Origin of the sequence: Paenibacillus catalpae (assembly GCF_900112695.1) — a bacterium.
Lineage (GTDB): Bacteria > Bacillota > Bacilli > Paenibacillales > Paenibacillaceae > Pristimantibacillus > Pristimantibacillus catalpae.
This window is the reverse complement of the sequence record NZ_FOMT01000003.1, coordinates 234,422-253,552: the sequence shown is the minus strand read 5'-3', so window position 1 is coordinate 253,552 and position 19,131 is coordinate 234,422. Positions and strand designations below refer to the sequence as shown.

Below are 19,131 nucleotides of genomic sequence, written 5' to 3'. Positions count from 1 at the left end.
TTGTATCTCCTGAAGGAGCGCAGCGTCTGCCTTTGCCATTCTGAATACTCGTTAGACGAGTAAATTCAATATTCAGAATGGTAACACCAGCCGAAGGTGATACAATACCGTCCTGAGCATAAATAAATCCCCCTGAGCAGCATTAACCAAATAAAAAAAGCTGCCTTAACCAAGGCAGCCCCTACCACTACTTGCTATGAGCAACTTCCGGAGTCGTCAAACGATCGTAGAAGTCCACGCAATTATCTTTGTCTTCGGAATCGCGAAGCGCCATTGCCGAACGCGGATGCTCGTCCAGCATTCCTGTGATCATGTAAGGAATGATGTAACCCCACTCTTCTTTCTCACGAAGCGGAATCATGTATTTCTCGATCATATCGAGAACCGGGCGTACGTTGTATTTCGCATTTTGCAGATTAGCTACGAGCAGCTCCGTGTTGCAGTTCCCTGCCGCGCGGCCCATGCCGTATACGGAAGCATCAAGCAGTTCGATGCCCTTCTCAGCAGCAATCAGCGTATTGGCGAAAGCAAGCTGCATGTTGTTATGCGTGTGGATGCCGAGACGCTTGTTAGGCAGATGATGCTGGAATTTATCGATCAGGTAGCTGTAGTCGTTAGGCTTCAGGCTGCCGTACGAGTCAACGATGTAGACAACGTCTACTACGCTTTCCTTGATCAGTTCGAATGCTTCAATCAACTGGTTCTCCATTACATTGGAGAGCGCCATGATGTTAAGCGTTGTTTCATAACCGCGGTCATGGAACAGCTGAACCAGCTCAAGAGCCTTGTCCACGTCCTGGATATAGCAGGCTACGCGAATCAGGTCAAGCAGGCTTTCACTGCGCGGCAAAATGTCATTCTCGTCTACACGTCCGATATCGACAAGAGCGGACAGCTTCGTATTGCCTTTGTTCGGGATGACCTGCTTCAGGAAGTTGTCGTCCAGGAAGCGCCAAGGGCCTGCCGTGTCAGCGCCTTTCAGCAGCTTTGGCGAGTTTTTATAACCGATTTCCATATAATCTACGCCGGCTTCGTTCAAGGTTTTATAGAGATGTTGAACGAATTCAACGCTGAAATCCCAGTTGTTCACAAGTCCGCCGTCGCGGACCGTACAATCGACAATTTTACAATGGCTAGTTTTCGAGTTCATGTCCTTCTCCTTCTGGTTCGTTTATGTTACATCCAATCATACTTGAAATGGATGAGGAACGCAAAATAATTTTGTCGTTTTTTGGATGATCTTCAGGCTTCCTGCAACAGCTTTTGCGCCACCCGCCGGTAGTTTTTCTGGAACTGGTCCACCTCTGGCAGCATCTGCTTTCCGCCCGGCCCCCGAACCATTGCGACATCATCTGACTTAGCCAGTATTTCCAGGAAACGATCCGCCATGATGCCGGTTACGGAATTCGGATTTTCATTCGACAGCTTCACGTAGCTTGCTTTCACTTCCGGTACCAGCTTTAAGGTGCCCGAATCGAAAATCGGAGTATTCGCAAGCCCTTGTATATACATGCGTAGATAGCTGTCCAAATAAATGCCTTCCACTTCCTTATAATCCGGGGAATCCGGATAATCGTTAAGGAAGGTTTCCGCCATAATCGCCCTGTTGGCAAGCTCATCCCAAGCAATGACAAGTCCGGCATCCATGGCCGCCGGCTCGCTTGATTCAGCAGCCTTCAGGGCAATATAGCTGTTTAACGGCTTGGACAAGTACATACTGTATTTCTGCTGGTTGCTGTAGTCCACGATCGGATAGATGGTTCCTTCTACCCATACAAGCTTGTAGCCGCCGGATAATTTGGTCACAACCAGCTGTCTGACCGCCTCATCTTGAATGGATGCGGCATTTGCTGATGTAATCGGCCAATCCATCTCCGTCAGCACATTTTGCACATTCTCACCAAAGAATGCCTCCTGGGAAGTTTGCAGGTCTTTGCTGTAGAAGGCATACAACTCCCGTACCATCTGATCCGCATGATTTTGCCCTGCCTTGTTCAGGTTCTCGTTCAAGAAGGATACAATGTCAGAGGCTTCCTTGGCCGTGCTGACCACCGTATTAAATTTATGTATGAGAGCATCCTGCTCGGAGCTTGTTTCAACTGCCTCCTTCGCGTCTGCCTCTGTCGTTGTCCGTTTATTCGGGGCGGCCTGTTCATTCCGCTCAGCTGTGCTGCAACCCATCAATCCGATGGTGATGCCTATCGTCAGCAATATATATATAGATGGTTTTAGACGAGATTTCATATACACCCAACCTTCCGTTCCATATAGTGTATGCCAGATTGAGCATATCCATTAGACGACATGACAGATCGATTGGTTTCGGTCAGCAAATAAAAAAACAGGCCGGAATATCCGGCCTGTTCCTTATTTTACCGCGAGCTCCCGCTCGAAATGACCGGAACGGGCAACCTTCGTAGATAAATATTTCTCATTATGAACGGAGGATTCTCCCCATAACGGTACTCGGGAAACAATGTTCATCCCCGCGGCGCGCATGGCTTCCACTTTACGGGGATTATTCGTAATAATGGATACCGGAGCTTGGCGAAGCAGCTTGAGGACATGAATGGCCTCGCTGTAATCACGGGCATCCTCGGCAAAACCAAGCTCAAGATTCGCATCCACGGTATCTAGACCTTCCTCTTGCAGCAGATAAGCCATCGCTTTGCTGAATAAGCCGATTCCACGGCCTTCGTGGTTCGCCAGATAGAACAATGCACCTGCTCCATTAGCAATAATCATCCTCATGGATTGCTTGAGCTGGAAGCCGCAATCGCAGCGCTGACTGCCAAAGATATCGCCGGTGTGACAAATGCTGTGCATTCGGATGAGCACTTCTTCCTCTTGCTCGAAATCACCGTAGACCAATACACTGGATTGCTGAAATTCCGCGTAATGAACGTTATTCAGTTCCGTGATCAGTTCTTCAACGGATTCACTTTTCTGAATATCACGACGCAGCCAGCTGTACCACTGGAACGTGACAGTCTCTCCGTCCAGCTCGACAGGGAGCTTGATTGGACCCACAACATGGATCGCATGGTCACCATTGTCGATTGTTTTGATTTTATTTTTTAATATCGATAAGATATGTTGATTAGACATATACCGCACCTTCTTTTTTAGCTGAATAATAAACCACGTATGATTGACCAAATTCTTGCAGTAGATACCAGTATATTGAGAATTGTGCAATCGCGCAACAGGCTGCTGGTTCATCCGCATATGGCCTGCTCTGGATACAATGGAAATCATTGCAGAAACTTCGTTACTAATAGTAACTAATTATAAATTCATAAACAAGTGACGTCAAGTTACAAGCTCTACAAAAGTTTGCTTGTATTCAATTGTTATTGTGACTATAATGGAGTGGAAATCAATCGAGGTGATCGCTATGGAGCAATCTGACCTTTGTCCGCGCGTGCAGAAAGGGATGGATCTCATTGGAAAACGTTGGGTCGGCCTAATTATTTATCAGCTGTTAGCCGGACCGCAGCGTTTCTGCGCAGTTCAAGCCGCGCTTCCCATCAGCGGCAGGCTGTTATCCGAACGTTTCAAGGATTTGGAAAATGAAGGGATCGTCACCCGCGTGGTCTATCCGGAAATTCCCGTCCGCATCGAGTATTCCCTAACAGAGAAAGGGCGCGCCCTGGAGCCTGTCGTAAGGGAAATACAGAAGTGGTCACAGGATTGGATCAGCAAGGAGCAGGCAGCTGTCCTTTCTGAATAATACAGTTCTTATTTATAGTAGCTTGTCCTCTCCATTATGGAAAGGGCGGGCTTTTTTCTTTATATATCAATCGCGGATTTATAGATTAATAGATTCATATGACCAGTACGTCCCAATAATAAGGCTCATATAAATATACTATCAATATCTGCTAGAGATAGTTGTAGTAGAAAATCGCGATGAAAGGAGGAAGGAAACCGCAAAAGCATCCAGTCTGAAATGAGGTGATTACAAATGGTAAATTCCGCTGCGGTTTCAATTACATTAATCTCGTTTGCCTTTACTTTACTGCTTATCCTCTGGAGACCAAGAGGTCTCAACGAGGCTGTGCCTGCAACCATAGGTGCGGTACTCGTTATATTAAGCGGTGCGGTATCCCTCCAGGATCTTGTTCAAATCAGCACAACAGTAAGCGGAGCTGCGATAACGATTATGGCGACAATCGTCATGGCGATTGTCCTTGAAAGCTTTGGCTTTTTTATTTGGGCAGCCGAAGGACTAGCTGTACGGGCACGTGGCTCGGGGATCCGTTTGTTCTGGTATGTCAATCTCCTATGTTTTCTGATGACCCTTTTCTTCAACAACGACGGAAGTATCCTCATTACAACCCCCATCCTGTTAATCATGCTGCAGCATCTTGGCCTGAAGAACCGTCAGAAGATCCCTTATTTAATATCCGGAGCCTTGGTTGCCACCGCTTCCAGCGCGCCAATCGGTGTCAGCAATATCGTCAATCTGATTGCTCTGAAGATCGTTCATATGGATTTGTACATGCATACCTTAATGATGTTTGTCCCTGCAAGCCTTGGCCTGGTATTTCTGGTTACCTTAATGTTTTTTTACTTTTACCGCCAGCTGCCCAAAAAAATACCGAAGACGTTCACGATCCCGCGCCATCCGATTACAAGCCATCCTCTCAGCCATTCCTCCGATGAACGCTCCAGCCGCATATACAGCAACCGCTTTATGCTCAACATTTTATTGTTTGTGTTTGCCGTTCGAATCAGCTTGTTCGCCGGTTCTTATTTTCAAATCCCGATAGAGTGGATAGCCGTTGCCGGGTCGCTTCTCCTGCTGGCTTGGCGCTGGATTCATTTGAAAGTCTCTCCGAAGGATGTTCTGGTCAAAATCCCATGGCATATTCTTATCTTCGCCTTTGGCATGTATGTCATCATTTACGGCTTGAACAATATCGGATTAACCCGTCTGCTCGTTCATGTATTCCAGCCTCTTGTATCTGGGGATCTATTAAATGCCAGCTTATTAATGGGCGGGCTCATCTCGCTCTTGTCTACCCTCTTTAATAACCACCCTGCCCTAATGGTTGGAACTTTGACCTTGACCCAGATGGGTCTGGACCCCTTGACACTAAAAATCGCCTACCTGGCAAGTGTTATCGGCAGTGATATCGGATCGCTTCTGCTTCCGATCGGGACTCTGGCTTCGCTCTTATGGCTGCATATTCTGAAACAATACAAAGTGAAGCTCAGTTGGAAAGAATATGTAAAAGTTACGTTTATGGTTATACCGCCAACCCTCATCTTTACTTTAGTATGTTTGGCCTATTGGGTCTCCTGGCTGTATCCTTCCCCTTAAGCCCCGGGTATTCGCATCCTTGATGTTAATCATCAGAAGCTCTATTTATTCGTTATGAAATCCAGGATGCGGGTACCCCCTTGGCAGGGAGTCACCCGTACTGCATTGTGCGAACATCACTGATTCTCTGCAGGCAATAAAGGCAGCAGCCTGGCATCTCTTGTGAACCATAATTTATAACTGATTAAGCTTAGCACCATAGCGGTCATTGCCGCCGATGAGGCAAGAACAAACATAATCAAAATCTGATACCGGACCGCTTCAACCGGATCAGCTCCGGCAACAATCATCCCTGTCATCATCCCGGGAAGCTGTACCAATCCTACCGTCTTCATTCCGTCGATTGTCGGAATCATGCTGGCTCTGACGGAGCGCCGCAAGGAGCTGTGAATGGCCTGTTTTTCCGATGCGCCAAGTGCAAGGAGCATCTCCATTTCCCCCCTTGCCGTCTCCATCTCCCGCTTCATATGATTCAACAACAATCCGCATACGATCATCGAGCTTCCGATAATAATCCCGCTGACCGGAATGATATATTGCGGAGTAGGAGTAATGATTCCAAGTCCCAGCAGAATCGCCATCGTTACCCCTTCCGTACAGGCAAGGGCTATGGCGATCCGGCTTCGGATACCACGGACATGCCTCGCTTTTGCCCCCGCATTCCATGCAGCAACCAGGATCATGCACAAGATAATGATAACGATAAACGCAGGATGGCTTGTCTCAAATATAAAATGCAGGACATAACCGATAAACAACAGCTGGATGGCAGATCGTAAAGTACCGATCAGGATCTCCTTTTCCAATCCAAGCTTCTGTCTCATGGATATAAATGCGGCAACCGCAACAAAACATAAGGTACAAATGAGGGCCATATTACTCATCGCTCTACCTCTTTCCCTCCTGTATGCCCCTAATGAACACCCTGGCCTGCTCAGTAGCCGGACTTTGGAAGAACGCTGCCGTCTCTGTTCTCTCTAGCAAACAGCCTTCTGCCATAAACCATACCTGGTTGCTGACAGCACGGGCCTGCTCCAGATCATGGGTTATCCACACGTAGGATCTGGCTGCTCCGTTGGTTGCTTCAGATACCCATTCCAAGAGAAGCTTCTCGACTGCTTGCTTGCTCCCAGGATCAAGAGAAGACGTAATCTCATCCAGAAGCAGGATCTCGGGTCGAAGCATAAGTGAACGGACAAGCGCAAGCCGCTGCTGTTCGCCGCCCGAGAGATCCGCTGCTTGTTTATTCCAGTCCGCCCGCCCAAGCTCCACGGCCTCCATATACCGGCGGGCCAGCTCTTCTTCGAAGGGGCCGCCGTGAAGCATGCTGACCGTTTGAAGATTAAACGCAATACTGCCGCTTCGCATGATTGGCTTCTGCGCCACGTAAGTAACCTTCTTGCGCCAGCTTTGCGGCATCCATTCCGTGCTTGACCGTCCATCCATAAGAACCGTTCCATGATCAAACGGCTCAAGCAGCGACAAAATGCGGAGCAGCGTGCTTTTCCCTTGCCCGGAGCCTCCTAGAAGAGCAATTCGGTCATTGGGACGTATCTCTGCTGCTATCTCCCGAAACAACCATTCCCCTTGAACATCGAATTTAGATTTTGAAATGTTCTTTAATTGCATTTGCAATACGGACTACTCCTTCTACGCGTCCTTCCTTTAGAAGAAGAACAGGATGATGCCGACAATAAAGCCGCATACCGCGCCATTCACGCGGATCCACTGCAGATCATTGCCGATCTTCTGCTCAAGCATTTGAACCAGTGCCTGATCATCCATTTGGTTCACATTATCGCGGACAAGCATTCCGATCCGGTAATGATTCTTCTCGATCCAGCTTACGGTGTAGCCGAGAATGGCTTGTTCCCAGCGGTTAATAAGCTCTTCCCTGCTCCTTGCTTGCTCAATTAAGAAGCGGAAGCCTCTGACGAGCGAACGGCCGCCGTTCAAGCATTCCTCCTCAAGCTTGTCGAGCACCAGCTGGCGAAGCTCCTCCAGACGAAGATGGATAAAATGCTCCGTCCCTACGCTTTCAACGCCGGACTGCAGCCCTGCTTTCAGTCTGGCCATCATCTCTTCGTTTGCGGATAAAGCCAAAGCATGTTTTTTCAGCTCATCAAGCAGCTTCTGCCGATTCGGATTGCCCGGCATGCCCAGTTCCTTGATGCTGGATAACAGCATGCCCTGAATGAGTGGACCAAGCTTCTCCGGACTCATAAAGCCAACAAACGCCTGTACCGCAAAGCCCATAAAGCCGCCAACCTGCAGCTCCTCCATCTTGCTGTGGGCCAGTCTTCCGAAAAACTGCTCGGTTTCCCGCTTCTTCACCCATTCTTTGCCCTGCTCCAGCACAAAATCCAGCGCCTTCTCATCCCAGCCGTCATAGACGAATTTGTCCGTCAGTTTATCTACAACCGGAACGATGTCTTGCTTGCGGATATAATCGGCTGCAAGCTCTTGAATCTTGGCGCTTAGCTTCTCGAGCGGAATCTGTTCAAGCGAAGCTTGGGCGAACCGAAGTACCCCAACCCGCAATTTGCGCTTGCCGATCAGGCCGGTAGCTGCCGATGCGATTCCTTTGAACAGCTTCAGCTCTTTCAGCTTTCTGCTGATGCTTTCCTTGTTCAGCAGTTCGTTTTCCATAGCGGAAATAAGCGAATTAACGATTTTATCCCTGTTCTTCAGGAGGAGGGATGTGTGAGGAATGGGAATGCCAAACGGATGCCGGAAAAGGGCAGTGACGGCAAACCAGTCCGCAATACCGCCGACCAATCCCGCCTCGAAGCCGCTCTCCAATAGCCGGATCCACCAATTATCCGGAAGCCACCATCTGGTCACAATAAAACCAATAAGCATAATAGCTAGTGACAAACTTGCAATATATCTTGATTTCATGAAGTTGTAGTCCTCCTGTACCGTTTGCATTTATACTAATTATACCAGATAATTTTAAGAACTCAGAATTCGGTTAAAGCCGATGCTTCCATGAAAGGTGATTACGGTTGAAGAAATCCATATTGACCAAAATTAGTCCGCCCCAAATCCTGACCGCAGGCTTTATTGTTATTATTCTGATCGGCTCCATCCTGCTGTCGTTGCCGTACGCTTCGGAAGACGGTGTACATACTCCTTTTATCGATGCATTCTTTACAGCCACAACATCCGCTTGCGTAACCGGGCTTGTTGTTGTGGATACCGGAACACATTACTCCACCTTCGGCGAGGTCGTCATCCTGATGCTGATGCAGGTTGGAGGTCTTGGCTTTATGACGATGGCGACTTTATTCGCCCTTGCCTTTCGCAAGCGGATATCTCTCCGGGAGCGGCTATGGCTGCAGGAGTCGATGAGCCATACTTCGCTTGAAGGTATTGTCCGTTTTATCCGCCGCGTTCTGATCTATGCCTTTACGATTGAACTTACAGGCGCGCTTATTCTCGCTATCCGTTGGTCAGCTATCATGCCGTTTGATAAAGCCCTGTATTATGGCGTCTTCCACAGCGTATCCCTGTTCACGAATGCCGGGCTTGATATTATGGGCCCCCTTCATGGTCCCTTTAACAGCTTTACCAATCATGTGGATGACCCGGTCATTAATGCGGTACTGATGATGCTTATTTTCCTTGGCGGTATCGGTTTTATCGTGCTGGCCGAAGTGATTGATTATCCCAAGATCCGCAAGCTGTCGCTGCATTCCAAGGTGGTGCTGAACACCTCCGGCATCTTGTTCCTTGGAGGAGCGGTGCTTCTCTTTATATTCGAATTCACCAATACACTGGAGCCGCTGAGCTTGTCCGGCAAGCTGTACAGCTCCCTGTTCCAGTCCATCTCGCCCCGCTCCGGCGGAGCGAATACTCTGAACATCGCGGACATGCGTAATGCCAGCCAGTTCCTGCTTATCATTCTGATGTTTATCGGGGCCTCTCCCGGCTCCGCAGGCGGCGGCATCAAGGTAACCACGTTTGCCATTCTGGTCGGAGCGGTTATCGCGATGATCCGGGGCAAGGAGGATGTTGTCTTCTTCAAGCGCCGGTTAGCAAAGGACCGCGTTCACAAAGCATTGACGATTACGGCGGTATCGGTAGCCACTATTGTCTTGTTTACGATGATTTTAACGGCTACGGAGAGGACTGATTTCTTAACCGTCATGTTCGAAGTCACCTCCGCCTTCGGGACAACGGGTTTATCCATGGGACTAACCCCGAACTTGACCGATATCGGAAAAATACTAATTATTATCGTTATGTTTGTCGGACGGATGGGTCCGCTCACCTTGGCTTATACCTTGGTACCTAACCAGGCGAAGGAGCTTTACAGGCATCCGGAGGGCAAAATTATAATCGGATAATGGAACGCCAGCGGCCAATCTGCTTATGCGGATTGGCCGCTTCTTATGCGCGGGTGCAGGAAAATAATCTTTTTGCAAATGGCTCATCCGGTTGTTGAATTATTATTCACTATGATGTATATTAATTCACATCACGTAAGAGATGGAGGTTCGACCATTCATGCAATCGTTAAACAAAACAACCGACAGTTTGCTCTCATCCGCCAAGCAATCGCTTCTATATACGGCTAATCGTCCTGATGTTGTAATGACCCGAGGGGAAGGCATGTATTTATGGGATACCGAAGGCAAGTCCTACCTGGACTTTATCGGGGGCTGGGCAGTGACCAGTCTCGGGCACTCTCCTTCCGTCCTGCAAGAGGCTTTGACTTATCAGAGCGGCCAGCTGGTGCATGCAAGCCCGGGTTTCTATAACAAGCCCATGATTGAATTTGCGGACCTCCTGACGGAAATTTCCGGCTTTGACAAGGTATTCTTCGCCAGCAGCGGCGCCGAAGCGAACGAAAGCGCCATAAAGCTTGCCCGCAAGCATGGCGCTCTCCGTCTGAACGGTGCTTATGAGATTATTACGATGACAAACAGCTTCCACGGCAGAACGCTGGCAACCATGTCCGCAACCGGAAAGCCATCCTACCAGCCTCTGTTCGAGCCTAAGGTTCCCGGCTTCATTCATGTTCCGATCAACGACTTTGATGCCTGCTTCGCCGCCATCAGCGACCGTACCTGTGCGATTATGCTCGAGCTTGTCCAGGGTGAAGGCGGCGTCCACTCGGTTGATGCCCCCTATTTAAGGGCCTTGCGCAAAGCTTGCGATGTATACAACATTATGCTGATCTTCGACGAAGTGCAGACGGGGCTTGGGAGAACAGGCAAGCTGTTTGCTTATGAGCATTACGGCGTGAAGCCGGATGTGATGACACTGGCCAAAGGGATTGCAGGCGGATTCCCGCTCTCGGCCATGCTGACCACCGCCCAATATGATCTGTTTGAGCCCGGCGATCAAGGCGGTACCTACAGCGCTGCACCTCTTGGCATGGCGGCCGGCCACGCCGTTGTCACCGAGATCCTTGAGCGCGGGCTGGCAGGGAATGCCGCTAATCAAGGCACGTTGATACAAGAGAAGCTTACGGTGCTGTCCAAGGATTATGCGGTCAATCAGATTCGCGGCAAAGGACTGCTACTTGCATTTGACGTGCCTGTTGGATCAGCCCCGGTTCTTGCTGCGGAATGCATGAAGGAAGGTCTCCTTATTAACGCGCCTAACGCCCACACAATCCGCTTAATGCCGCCGCTTATCGTAACAGCTGAAGAGGTCGAGAAGATGATTCGGATTTTGACAGGAGTATTAGAAGCTTACGGGTTAAAGAACGAGGCCGTTTATTCCTGATTACTGCTGCTTTTCTTGCTCAAAGAATTTCCTCAATTCATTAGGCACTTCACGGCTTTTGCGGGTTAAGCGATCCATCGTTACGCTCGTTACGAATGCATCAGCGCGCACTTCGCCGCGCTCGCCCTGGATTTCCTGTTTCAAAACGTAACTGGAACGACCTATTTTTTCGGGCTGACAGGTGACAGTTAGTTTGTCACCTTGTCTGCACTCTCTTCTATAGTTCACGTTAATGTTCACCGTAACCGTTTGTATATCCATTTTCTCGAAAGTTTCATAGGGAAGCCCGCATTGTTCGTACCATTCTTCACGCCCCCATTCGAAATATTCCAAATATTTTGCGTTGTTTACGTGACCATTGACGTCAATTTCTGTTGAGCGAACAATAATGGATAGTGATGATTTCATTCCATGGATTCTCCTTAAATAGACTTAAGTAACTACTTATAAAAATAACACATGCGCCTATGACCCACTACTTTTCGACAGCAGTTTGTATATTATTTCCTAATAAACGATTAATAACGGGCAAAAAAAAGAACCCGCCTGCGGCGGGGTGATATCCTGCAACTATTTACTTTCAAGCAAATTCATTTAACGTTAGTAATCTCCTTAGGCTATGCCTCGATCACTTGCCTCCAAGCCTGCTCGATATCCTCGATCAGCGTCTGAGGATCCTCCAGACCGATGAACAACCGGGCTACCGAAGGGTTGGTCCCCCCCAAATTACGGCTCGCCGGCGTTTGACCGACCGTCACCAGGCTTTCGAACCCGCCCCAGCTTACACCGATCCGGAAATAACGCAAAGCGTCCGCCCATTTCTTCAGTAACTCTACCGACACCTGCGTCTCGAAGGAAAATAGGCTGCTGAATCCGTCCAATTGCTTGCGCGCAAGAGCGTGCTGCGGATGGGAAGGCAGGCCAGGATGATTCACCCGGTTCACGAGCGGATGTTTCTCCATATATTCCGCAATGATCAAGCCGTTTCGCTGATGTCTCTCCATCCTGAGCGGAAGCGTTCGCAGTCCCCGTATCATGAGGGAGGCCGTGTGCGGAGTCATGACGCCGCCAAACAGCATATAACCCTTGTTCGCAATTTCGTCGATCAGGTCCGCGCGCCCTGCAACGACGCCTCCCAGGCAGTCGCTATGTCCGGAAAAATACTTGGTCATCGAGTGAAGGACAAGATCAATGCCCCAAGTTAGCGGACGCTGGAAGCATGGCGTCGCCCAGCTGCTGTCAATCATCGTGAGAGCTCCCGCCCGTTTCGCAAGCGACGAGACTCCCTCCAGATCCTGCAGCTGGAACAGCCCTGATGTCGGGCTCTCCAAATAGATCAGGCGCGTGTTCGGCCGCAAAGCGTCTTCGAAATCGGATAACAGGCATCCATCGACATAAGTGACTTCGACCTGGTACCGTTCGGACAATTCGTCCAAAAACTGCCTCGTTGGCCCGTAGGCTTGATTGACGCAGATCACATGGTCGCCCGATCGCAAGAGCGCGTGCAAAGAGCCGGCAATGGCTGCCATCCCAGATGCGAAGCAGCGCGCCTTCTCGGCCGCTTCCAGATCGGCGATTTTACTCTCCAAATATTGTACCGTCGGGTTGTTGCCCCGGGAATAGACGGTGGCGGCCAATACGTCCTTCATGGCTTGATCGAACGATTCATGGTTCTCGAACGCGAACAGGCTATTTTGATAGATTGGGATGGTGACGGCGCCGTGGTGATTCGTATCCACTCCGTCATGCGACACTTTGGTGTACAGCCCTTCATCCATTTGTTTTCTCTCCATAGGTATACATTCCTTTGTTTGTGTCATTCCTTTGTATGTGACATTCCACCGCTAGCCTTTCTCGGCGCCTTGCGTCAGCCCTTCCACGATATACCGCTGAGCGAATGCAAACAGTACGACAGTTGGAATGACCGACAATACGGTGCCGGCGGACATTGAACCCCAATCCACGTCGAACTTCATAACGAAGGAGTTCATCGCAACGGGCAGCGTCTTTAGGCTTTCGTCGTCAAGAAACATGACCGCCATAAACAGCTCGTTCCAATTTTGCACGAATGCAAAAATAAAAGTCGACGCGATACCCGGCAACATCACCGGAATGATTACCCGAATCAATGCCGTCAAACGGGAGCAGCCGTCAATCATCGCCGCTTCCTCCAGACTGCTCGGGATCCGCTGGAAGAAACCGCGCAGCATAATCGTAGAGAAAGGAATGAGCATGACCGTATAGGTAAGGACCAAGGACAACCGGTTGTTGATCAGGTTCATGTCCGACATCAATAGATAGAGCGGCGCCAGCGAAATAAAACCGGGCAGCATTTGCGTCGAGAAGAAAGCCATCATAATTTGCTTATGCCCCCGGAATTGAAACCGGGCCATAACATAGCCGCTTAACGTCGCAATACAGATGACGATGATGGCGGCGATTACCGAAACAAGCAGACTGTTGCCGATATAGACATGAAACTTCGATACTTTAAAGATGTTGGCGTAGTTTTCGAGCGTAAACCTCTCCGGCCAGTACCGAATCGGCAGTGAAAAAATTTCCTTCCGCGGCTTCAGCGAAGTGATCACGATCCAATACAACGGGAAAACCATGATCAGGAAAAACAAAGCCAGATACAGCGACTTCAGACTAGTCAACAAACGCAGCTTCATCTAGAAATCACCTGCCTTTTCCGATCTTGTAGCAAACAAATAAAACACGGTATACAGCATGAGAATGATGATCATGATAACGCCAATCGCCGCTGCCATTCCGTAATCCCCGCCATAGATGATCTTCTCCAGCATGAGCGAAGAGAGAATATGGGTCGTTCCGGCTGGCCCGCCGTTCGTTAGGCCATAGATGATGGACGGATCGTTGAAGATCCAGATCGCCCGAAGCAATGTCGTTGCAATAACCGTCGGCAGTATATACGGAAACGTTACGTTAAAGAACTTGCGCAGCCCTCCGGCTCCATCCATCTCCGCCGCTTCGTACAGATCCGCGGGCACCGATTGCAGCGCGGCCAGGAGCATAATCGCAAAAAACGCAATGCCGTACCAGACGTTTGCAATGATGACCGACGTCATGGCCCAATCCGGATCGGAGAGAAAGCCGATGCGCGTATCGATGAGGCCTGCCCGCATGAGCAGATCGTTAATGACGCCGATCTGCGAGTTGAACATCCACTTCCAGATCAGGCCGATTAGAAAACCGGACAATGCCCAGGAATAGAAAACGAAGCCTTGATAGACGCCTCTTCCTCTAAAGTTCTTGCGCAGCATAAGCGCAAGCGACAAACCAATCAGAAACTGCAGGACTAGCGAAAAAAACACCCAATACGCACTGTTCTCAAGTGCCGCAAGAAACTTTGCGTCCTGAAACGCGGTCTCAAAATTTTGAAATCCAATGAACTTAACGTTCGTCAGATCAAACAGCACATAATTTTGAAACGCCATCACTACCCCTTGCAAGAAAGGATAGAACGTGAACACCAGCAGCAATACCAATGCCGGAACCAAACTAAGCAGTATGTACGTACGTTGCTTGCTCACACCAAACACCTTCCCCGCTAGTAAAATGCGGTGGGCGGATCGATTGCCGCCCACCGCTTATACCGATCAGTTGTTCAATTGTGCTTTCGCTTTCACCCAGTAGTCGTCCCATTCTTTCAGCGTATCTTCTACGCTCGCCTTGCCCAGCAGCATCCTCTGCCCGGACTCCATGGCGACCGTGCCCCATTGTCCGTTGGCTGGATATTGGAAAGGCGGCTTGAAGTTGATGAATGTATCCGGTTGATTCGTCATATCCAGCAGCGTCTTGTAAGGTCCGTTTTGGAAAAATGCATCCTCCGTGGCGGAAGAATGAATCGGTACTGTGCCGTGGCTCTTGGACAGCTTCGTGTTCTCTTCCGGCGAAGACAGGAAGCTGATCAGCTTCCAGGCCGCTTCTTTGTTTTTGGAGTAGGATGGGATTCCCCAACCCGCACCGCCAGCGGAAATCAGCGCTTTGCCCTGCGGCCCCTTCGGCATCGGAGCGGTTGCCCATGTGCCTTCCTCCATGCTGTCGGTCAACGTTTGGATAACATCCGGATCCTGCAAGAGGAATGCCGTTACGCCGGAGGTGAACGCCTGCACTTGTTCCTGGAAGCCCCAGTTAATGGAGTCCGGCGGCGAACCTACCTTATACAGCTTCACGTACTGTTCAACCGCTTCCTTCGCTTCAGGAGACGAATAGATCGTACCGCCGTCCTTCAGGAACATGGCGTCATCCATATTGATCTTATCCGAGCTGTACGCCTGAATCATCGTATCCGGCACAGCGTTGGCGCCTGATCCTCCTCGGAACGAGAAGCCAAAGCGGTTCTTGGAAGGATCGGTCAGCTTCACGGAAGCTTCAACCAGCTCCTCGTATGTAGCCGGAACAGTGATTCCCGCGTCCTTCAGCCAGTCCGCGCGGTAAAACAACTGCCGTTGATACAGTCCATTCGGGATAAAATACAGCTTATCGCCGACGGAAGCAACGGACTGGGCGACGGAAGTAACGGTGCTGAAGTCATCCCAGCTTTTCGTATATTCGTTTAGCGGTTCCACGTAGCCGTTGTTCACGAATTCCGCCACGTTCAGGTCGCGAACCTCAAGCACGTCGAGCTCCTGTTTTGCGTTCAGCATCGTTCTGATTTTGTTGTCAGCCTGATCAAACGGCGGTGAAATCAATTCGACCTTAATGTTTGGATTCTGATCCATAAATGCTTTTATGCTTTCTTGAATGACGGCCGTGCGGTTAGGGCTCGTTAAGCTTTCTATCATGCGCAGCGTGACTACCTTGTCGTCTCCCCCATTGCCGTTCTTGGATCCGGACGAGCTGCAGGCCGTCGCGGTCAAACTGAGTGCCAAACCAATCATAGATACGGATAACAGCGATTTCTTCCAAGACTTTTGTTGCATTGGAATCCCCCTTAATGAGTATCATACTGTATACCTGTCTGATAGGTTAAATATAAGTGAGACATTTACGAATTGTCAATATCTAAATTTTCTGTCAATACTCCCGTATCGTTTCTTCGATGATATCCATCATTTTGTTAAATTCATTAAGCGCGTGCTTCCAATCGTGGCTTTCAATCCCTTCGAATAAGGTGCGGTGGAACGGATACGTATTATCGAACAGCTCTTTCACTCCAAACGGACCCGAGAAAAACTTTTTGACCAGCTCCGATATGGAGTCATACACGCTGTGAAGAAGAGGATTGCCTGCGGCGTCGTAAATATGCTGATGGAATTCGTAATCAATCGCCGACGTATCCAGACCTTCCTGTTTTCGTGCATCGTATTCCGCCAAACATGCCTTCATCTCTTCGATTTTGCCATCCGTTATCCGTTTCGCGGCCAGCTCGACGGCTTTGCCCTCCAGCGCCCTCCGGACATCCAGAATATCAAGCAAAAACGATTTTTCGTTGTCAATTTTCACTTTTCCGCTGTACCGGTAAGAACCGGAATCGGTTACGTAAATGCCCTTGCCGTTAATGACCTTGACGATTTCAACCGCTTCCAAATATCTCAGCGCTTCGCGCAAGGAAGAACGGCCGACCCCAAACAACGAAACGAGCTCGTCGACGGACGGAAGCTTTTCCCCTTCCTCCAGCCCCTTGTCGGCAATATATTTGATAATTTCTTCCGAAACGAGTTCATGCGTATGCTGCTTCTTGATTTTACGATTCATATGTCAACCTTCCTTTATACCTATCTGATAGGTGAATCTTATTGAAATATCTTTCCAATGTCAACTAGCAGCGCGTTTGCCACCCTCGCCGGCCTTCTATCCGCTAAAGAGGATATTGGAGTGATATGAACGGCATTTTTGGCAAAATACAAATTTAACCGTTTTTGACCTTGCGGGATGCCGCCTTTCTATGCGTTAATATAGATGTCGGGCCGACGAAATGACCGGAAAGGAGGCTGAACGAAATGATTCAGATCCACGAGGTGGTATTCGCGTAAGCGAATACCCATATAGGGGGAGCCTTCGGTTCCCCCTTCCATTTGATAATAATCGCAATGCAAAATATGAAAGGAGGAGGGTTAGCCATGTTTAACGCTAAACAAGCCAACGAAAGCCAAAAGAATCAACTATTAGAGGAGGGCCTCGATGGGGCGTTACAAAAACGGGAAAGATGTGCTTCCCCAGACTCTGCTTAGGCAAATCCAGCAATATATTGATGGCGAATTGCTCTACATTCCGAAACAAAGCGAGGAGCGCGCCGGCTGGGGACAGCTGAGCGGCACCAAAGCGCGGATCAATGATCGCAATGATGAGATCTATGCGGAATATTGCAAGGGGCAGTCAATCGCTGACCTTGAGCGGGTTTACTTTTTATCCGGGGACAGCTTACGCAAGATCATATGCAAACAACAGCAGAATGCCCGCATAACCAGCGGAAGCTGATGCGGTACTCATATAGCAGCACCATAAAGATAGCCTGCCACCGGTAAATACGTGGGCAGGCTGTTAGCCTTTTCTTCTCAATGAATCCATTTGTAATTCATCTTGTTATCAACGACAAGCGTGTCATTGACTAACTGAAGTTCTTCCCCAAGCAGCTCGTTAAACACGGTAGTTGAAGCGGCGTGATTCACCGGATCATAGCGGGTAATCGTTGTCTGCCCCGCATTATAATCATAAGTTGCCCAAATGAGCTGCGAGTCCGCAGGCTGTGAGAGCAGAACATAACTTCTATTGGCATTTGCCTGTACCTCCGCGGGCGACCAGTAAAGCTCTTCTTCGCGGTCTATAAACAGGGGCTCGGCAGTTCGCCTTGCAACCGGCACTGGTTTCTCCAGATCCTCCAGCCTTTTAGCCGGTGTCAGCTCAGTAAGTTTGCCCGTTGTCACATCGGCCAAAGCGTAGCTCAGATCAACCTTGTGAGGGGCTGCTCCTTCTTCAGACCGGTCCAGCCTGTACCAGGATAAAATGCCTTGTTCACCGTCTGCAAGCCAACCGTTCCAGTCCACATTCGTAAATCCTTCCTTGGGCTTTGCCTGAACATCCCATGTTAACGTCCCTGTCTGATCATAGAAAGCAATGACTTCCGGAGCAATGATATAGGCATCCTCTCCGCCCAGAACATGGTCCCGGCTGTCACTTAAAGTAAAGGCTAAGGCTGCATGCCGGCTGTCCGGACTCCATTCGAAAGCCGGATAAGAATGAAAGCCGGGCGCTTGAGGAATCACCTTGAGCTGTTCCCCATTCCGATTGTACAACCGGAAGTTATCCTCTTGTTCGTGCCAGAACAAATTGCCGCTTGGCGATGCGCTAAGTAGATACAACGGCCAGCTATGTTTGAATTCCCCCTCTATAAGGCGGACTTGACCGCTGCTTGTATCTACGGACCAGAGACGGCCATCGGAATAGCTGTTCAAATACAGCTGACCGGACGAATCCATCCATCCCTTCGCGTAAAAGGCCGGTGACACATCGGGAACCGCATCCGCAGCAATTGTCCTGATCCGGCCGGTGTAAGGATCGAGTGCGATCACATCGTATTGCACACCTTCCTGCCCGTCATCACGCTCCTTCGGCTGAATCAGAACAAGCTGATTCTGATCAGTGAATCCGTAAGCTCCGGCAATGGAGTCGACGGAATAATCATCCTGAACGATAACATCTGCCACCGGATAAATATAATAGTCCTGCTCCTCCGGTTGAATGGTGACGACATCAAGCTGAAATCTTTTGCCATCCGGCTCATATGCAGTCCGTTTTACAAGATGGGCAACAAGATGATCTTCATGTGGGACAAGCAGCGTTTGTGTGCCAAAACCGCCAGCTCCTTCCGAAATATGTAAAGGAAAGGAGAAGCCGTTGTCATGTTTAACCAGCTCTGCTCGCAATCTCTCTTTATCGTCATGCCCTTTGGACGCAGGTGACGGATTAGCGGGAGAGGTTTCCGCTGCCAAAGGCACAGAAGGCGTGTAGCTCATTGTTGGACCTCCATCAGAACCGCAGCCCATGATTAATGTCAGAACAGTGAGGGATACAGCGGTAAGCTTCATCCGTTAAGCCTC

18 protein-coding genes are annotated in these 19,131 nt (G+C 49.5%); 5 read left to right on the top strand and 13 right to left on the bottom strand.

Annotated elements, in window-relative coordinates; translation table 11 throughout:
* Window positions 1–187 precede the first annotated feature (187 nt).
* From BM200_RS14865 to BM200_RS14855, 3 genes are all read right to left on the bottom strand, one after another.
* Window positions 188–1,150 carry an aldolase catalytic domain-containing protein gene (locus BM200_RS14865; RefSeq protein WP_091186855.1) on the bottom strand — a complete coding sequence of 321 codons (963 nt, stop codon included), beginning with the start codon at window positions 1,148–1,150 and terminating at the stop codon, window positions 188–190.
* A 92-nt stretch (window positions 1,151–1,242) separates the two neighbouring features.
* Window positions 1,243–2,244 carry a hypothetical protein gene (locus BM200_RS14860; protein ID WP_091186853.1) on the bottom strand — a complete coding sequence of 334 codons (1,002 nt, stop codon included), beginning with the start codon at window positions 2,242–2,244 and terminating at the stop codon, window positions 1,243–1,245.
* Window positions 2,245–2,367: 123 nt separating this feature from the next.
* Window positions 2,368–3,108: a GTP cyclohydrolase II gene (locus BM200_RS14855; RefSeq protein WP_091187881.1), complete on the bottom strand. Its 741-nt coding sequence runs from the start codon at window positions 3,106–3,108 to the stop codon at window positions 2,368–2,370.
* A 289-nt stretch (window positions 3,109–3,397) separates the two neighbouring features.
* Between BM200_RS14855 and BM200_RS14850 the strand changes: the two genes are divergently transcribed.
* Window positions 3,398–3,733, top strand: coding sequence for a winged helix-turn-helix transcriptional regulator (locus tag BM200_RS14850; protein WP_091186850.1), 336 nt, complete (start codon window positions 3,398–3,400; stop codon window positions 3,731–3,733).
* 234 nt (window positions 3,734–3,967) lie between these two features.
* Complete coding sequence (locus BM200_RS14845; protein ID WP_091186848.1) at window positions 3,968–5,329, top strand: arsenic transporter; 1,362 nt, start codon at window positions 3,968–3,970, stop codon at window positions 5,327–5,329.
* A gap of 116 nt (window positions 5,330–5,445) precedes the next feature.
* On the opposite strand, the gene BM200_RS14840 is transcribed toward BM200_RS14845, so the two are convergent.
* Genes BM200_RS14840 through BM200_RS14830 form a run of 3 tightly spaced genes read right to left on the bottom strand, consistent with a single transcriptional unit; the run spans window position 5,446 to window position 8,230 of the window.
* Window positions 5,446–6,213, bottom strand: coding sequence for an ABC transporter permease (locus BM200_RS14840; RefSeq protein ID WP_091186846.1), 768 nt, complete (start codon window positions 6,211–6,213; stop codon window positions 5,446–5,448).
* Between the two features lie 4 nt (window positions 6,214–6,217).
* Window positions 6,218–6,958, bottom strand: coding sequence for an ABC transporter ATP-binding protein (locus tag BM200_RS14835; RefSeq protein WP_091187880.1), 741 nt, complete (start codon window positions 6,956–6,958; stop codon window positions 6,218–6,220).
* Window positions 6,959–6,994: 36 nt separating this feature from the next.
* Window positions 6,995–8,230: a DUF445 domain-containing protein gene (locus BM200_RS14830; RefSeq protein WP_175532875.1), complete on the bottom strand. Its 1,236-nt coding sequence runs from the start codon at window positions 8,228–8,230 to the stop codon at window positions 6,995–6,997.
* A 107-nt stretch (window positions 8,231–8,337) separates the two neighbouring features.
* Here BM200_RS14830 and BM200_RS14825 point away from each other — a divergent pair, with 107 nt between their 5' ends.
* Together BM200_RS14825 and BM200_RS14820 are read left to right on the top strand one after the other, a co-directional pair.
* Complete coding sequence (locus tag BM200_RS14825; protein WP_091186841.1) at window positions 8,338–9,681, top strand: TrkH family potassium uptake protein; 1,344 nt, start codon at window positions 8,338–8,340, stop codon at window positions 9,679–9,681.
* Window positions 9,682–9,841: 160 nt separating this feature from the next.
* Window positions 9,842–11,068 (top strand): aspartate aminotransferase family protein, encoded by a 1,227-nt coding sequence (locus tag BM200_RS14820; RefSeq protein WP_091186838.1) that lies wholly within the window; start codon window positions 9,842–9,844, stop codon window positions 11,066–11,068.
* Here the strand turns inward: BM200_RS14820 and BM200_RS14815 are convergent, their stop codons facing one another.
* From BM200_RS14815 to BM200_RS14790, 6 genes are all read right to left on the bottom strand, one after another.
* A complete protein-coding gene (locus BM200_RS14815; RefSeq protein WP_091186837.1) occupies window positions 11,069–11,476 on the bottom strand; it encodes an acyl-CoA thioesterase in 408 nt (135 codons plus the stop codon).
* Window positions 11,477–11,685: 209 nt separating this feature from the next.
* Window positions 11,686–12,861, bottom strand: a complete 1,176-nt coding sequence (locus tag BM200_RS14810; RefSeq protein WP_245773029.1) for a trans-sulfuration enzyme family protein — start codon at window positions 12,859–12,861, stop codon at window positions 11,686–11,688.
* A gap of 51 nt (window positions 12,862–12,912) precedes the next feature.
* On the bottom strand, window positions 12,913–13,740 hold the full coding sequence (locus tag BM200_RS14805) for a carbohydrate ABC transporter permease (RefSeq protein ID WP_091186830.1): 828 nt from the start codon (window positions 13,738–13,740) through the stop codon (window positions 12,913–12,915).
* On the bottom strand, window positions 13,741–14,622 hold the full coding sequence (locus tag BM200_RS14800) for a carbohydrate ABC transporter permease (protein WP_175532874.1): 882 nt from the start codon (window positions 14,620–14,622) through the stop codon (window positions 13,741–13,743). It abuts the gene before it with no gap.
* A 66-nt stretch (window positions 14,623–14,688) separates the two neighbouring features.
* Window positions 14,689–16,014: an ABC transporter substrate-binding protein gene (locus tag BM200_RS14795; protein ID WP_091186828.1), complete on the bottom strand. Its 1,326-nt coding sequence runs from the start codon at window positions 16,012–16,014 to the stop codon at window positions 14,689–14,691.
* A gap of 94 nt (window positions 16,015–16,108) precedes the next feature.
* Window positions 16,109–16,789 (bottom strand): FadR/GntR family transcriptional regulator, encoded by a 681-nt coding sequence (locus tag BM200_RS14790; protein WP_091186826.1) that lies wholly within the window; start codon window positions 16,787–16,789, stop codon window positions 16,109–16,111.
* Window positions 16,790–17,215: 426 nt separating this feature from the next.
* Here BM200_RS14790 and BM200_RS14785 point away from each other — a divergent pair, with 426 nt between their 5' ends.
* The gene (locus BM200_RS14785; RefSeq protein ID WP_091186824.1) at window positions 17,216–17,512 is read left to right on the top strand and encodes a CD3324 family protein; all 297 of its coding nucleotides are present in this window, start codon (window positions 17,216–17,218) and stop codon (window positions 17,510–17,512) included.
* Between the two features lie 77 nt (window positions 17,513–17,589).
* On the opposite strand, the gene BM200_RS14780 is transcribed toward BM200_RS14785, so the two are convergent.
* The gene (locus BM200_RS14780) at window positions 17,590–19,119 is read right to left on the bottom strand and encodes a TolB family protein (RefSeq protein ID WP_091186821.1); all 1,530 of its coding nucleotides are present in this window, start codon (window positions 19,117–19,119) and stop codon (window positions 17,590–17,592) included.
* Window positions 19,120–19,131: the final 12 nt, after the last annotated feature.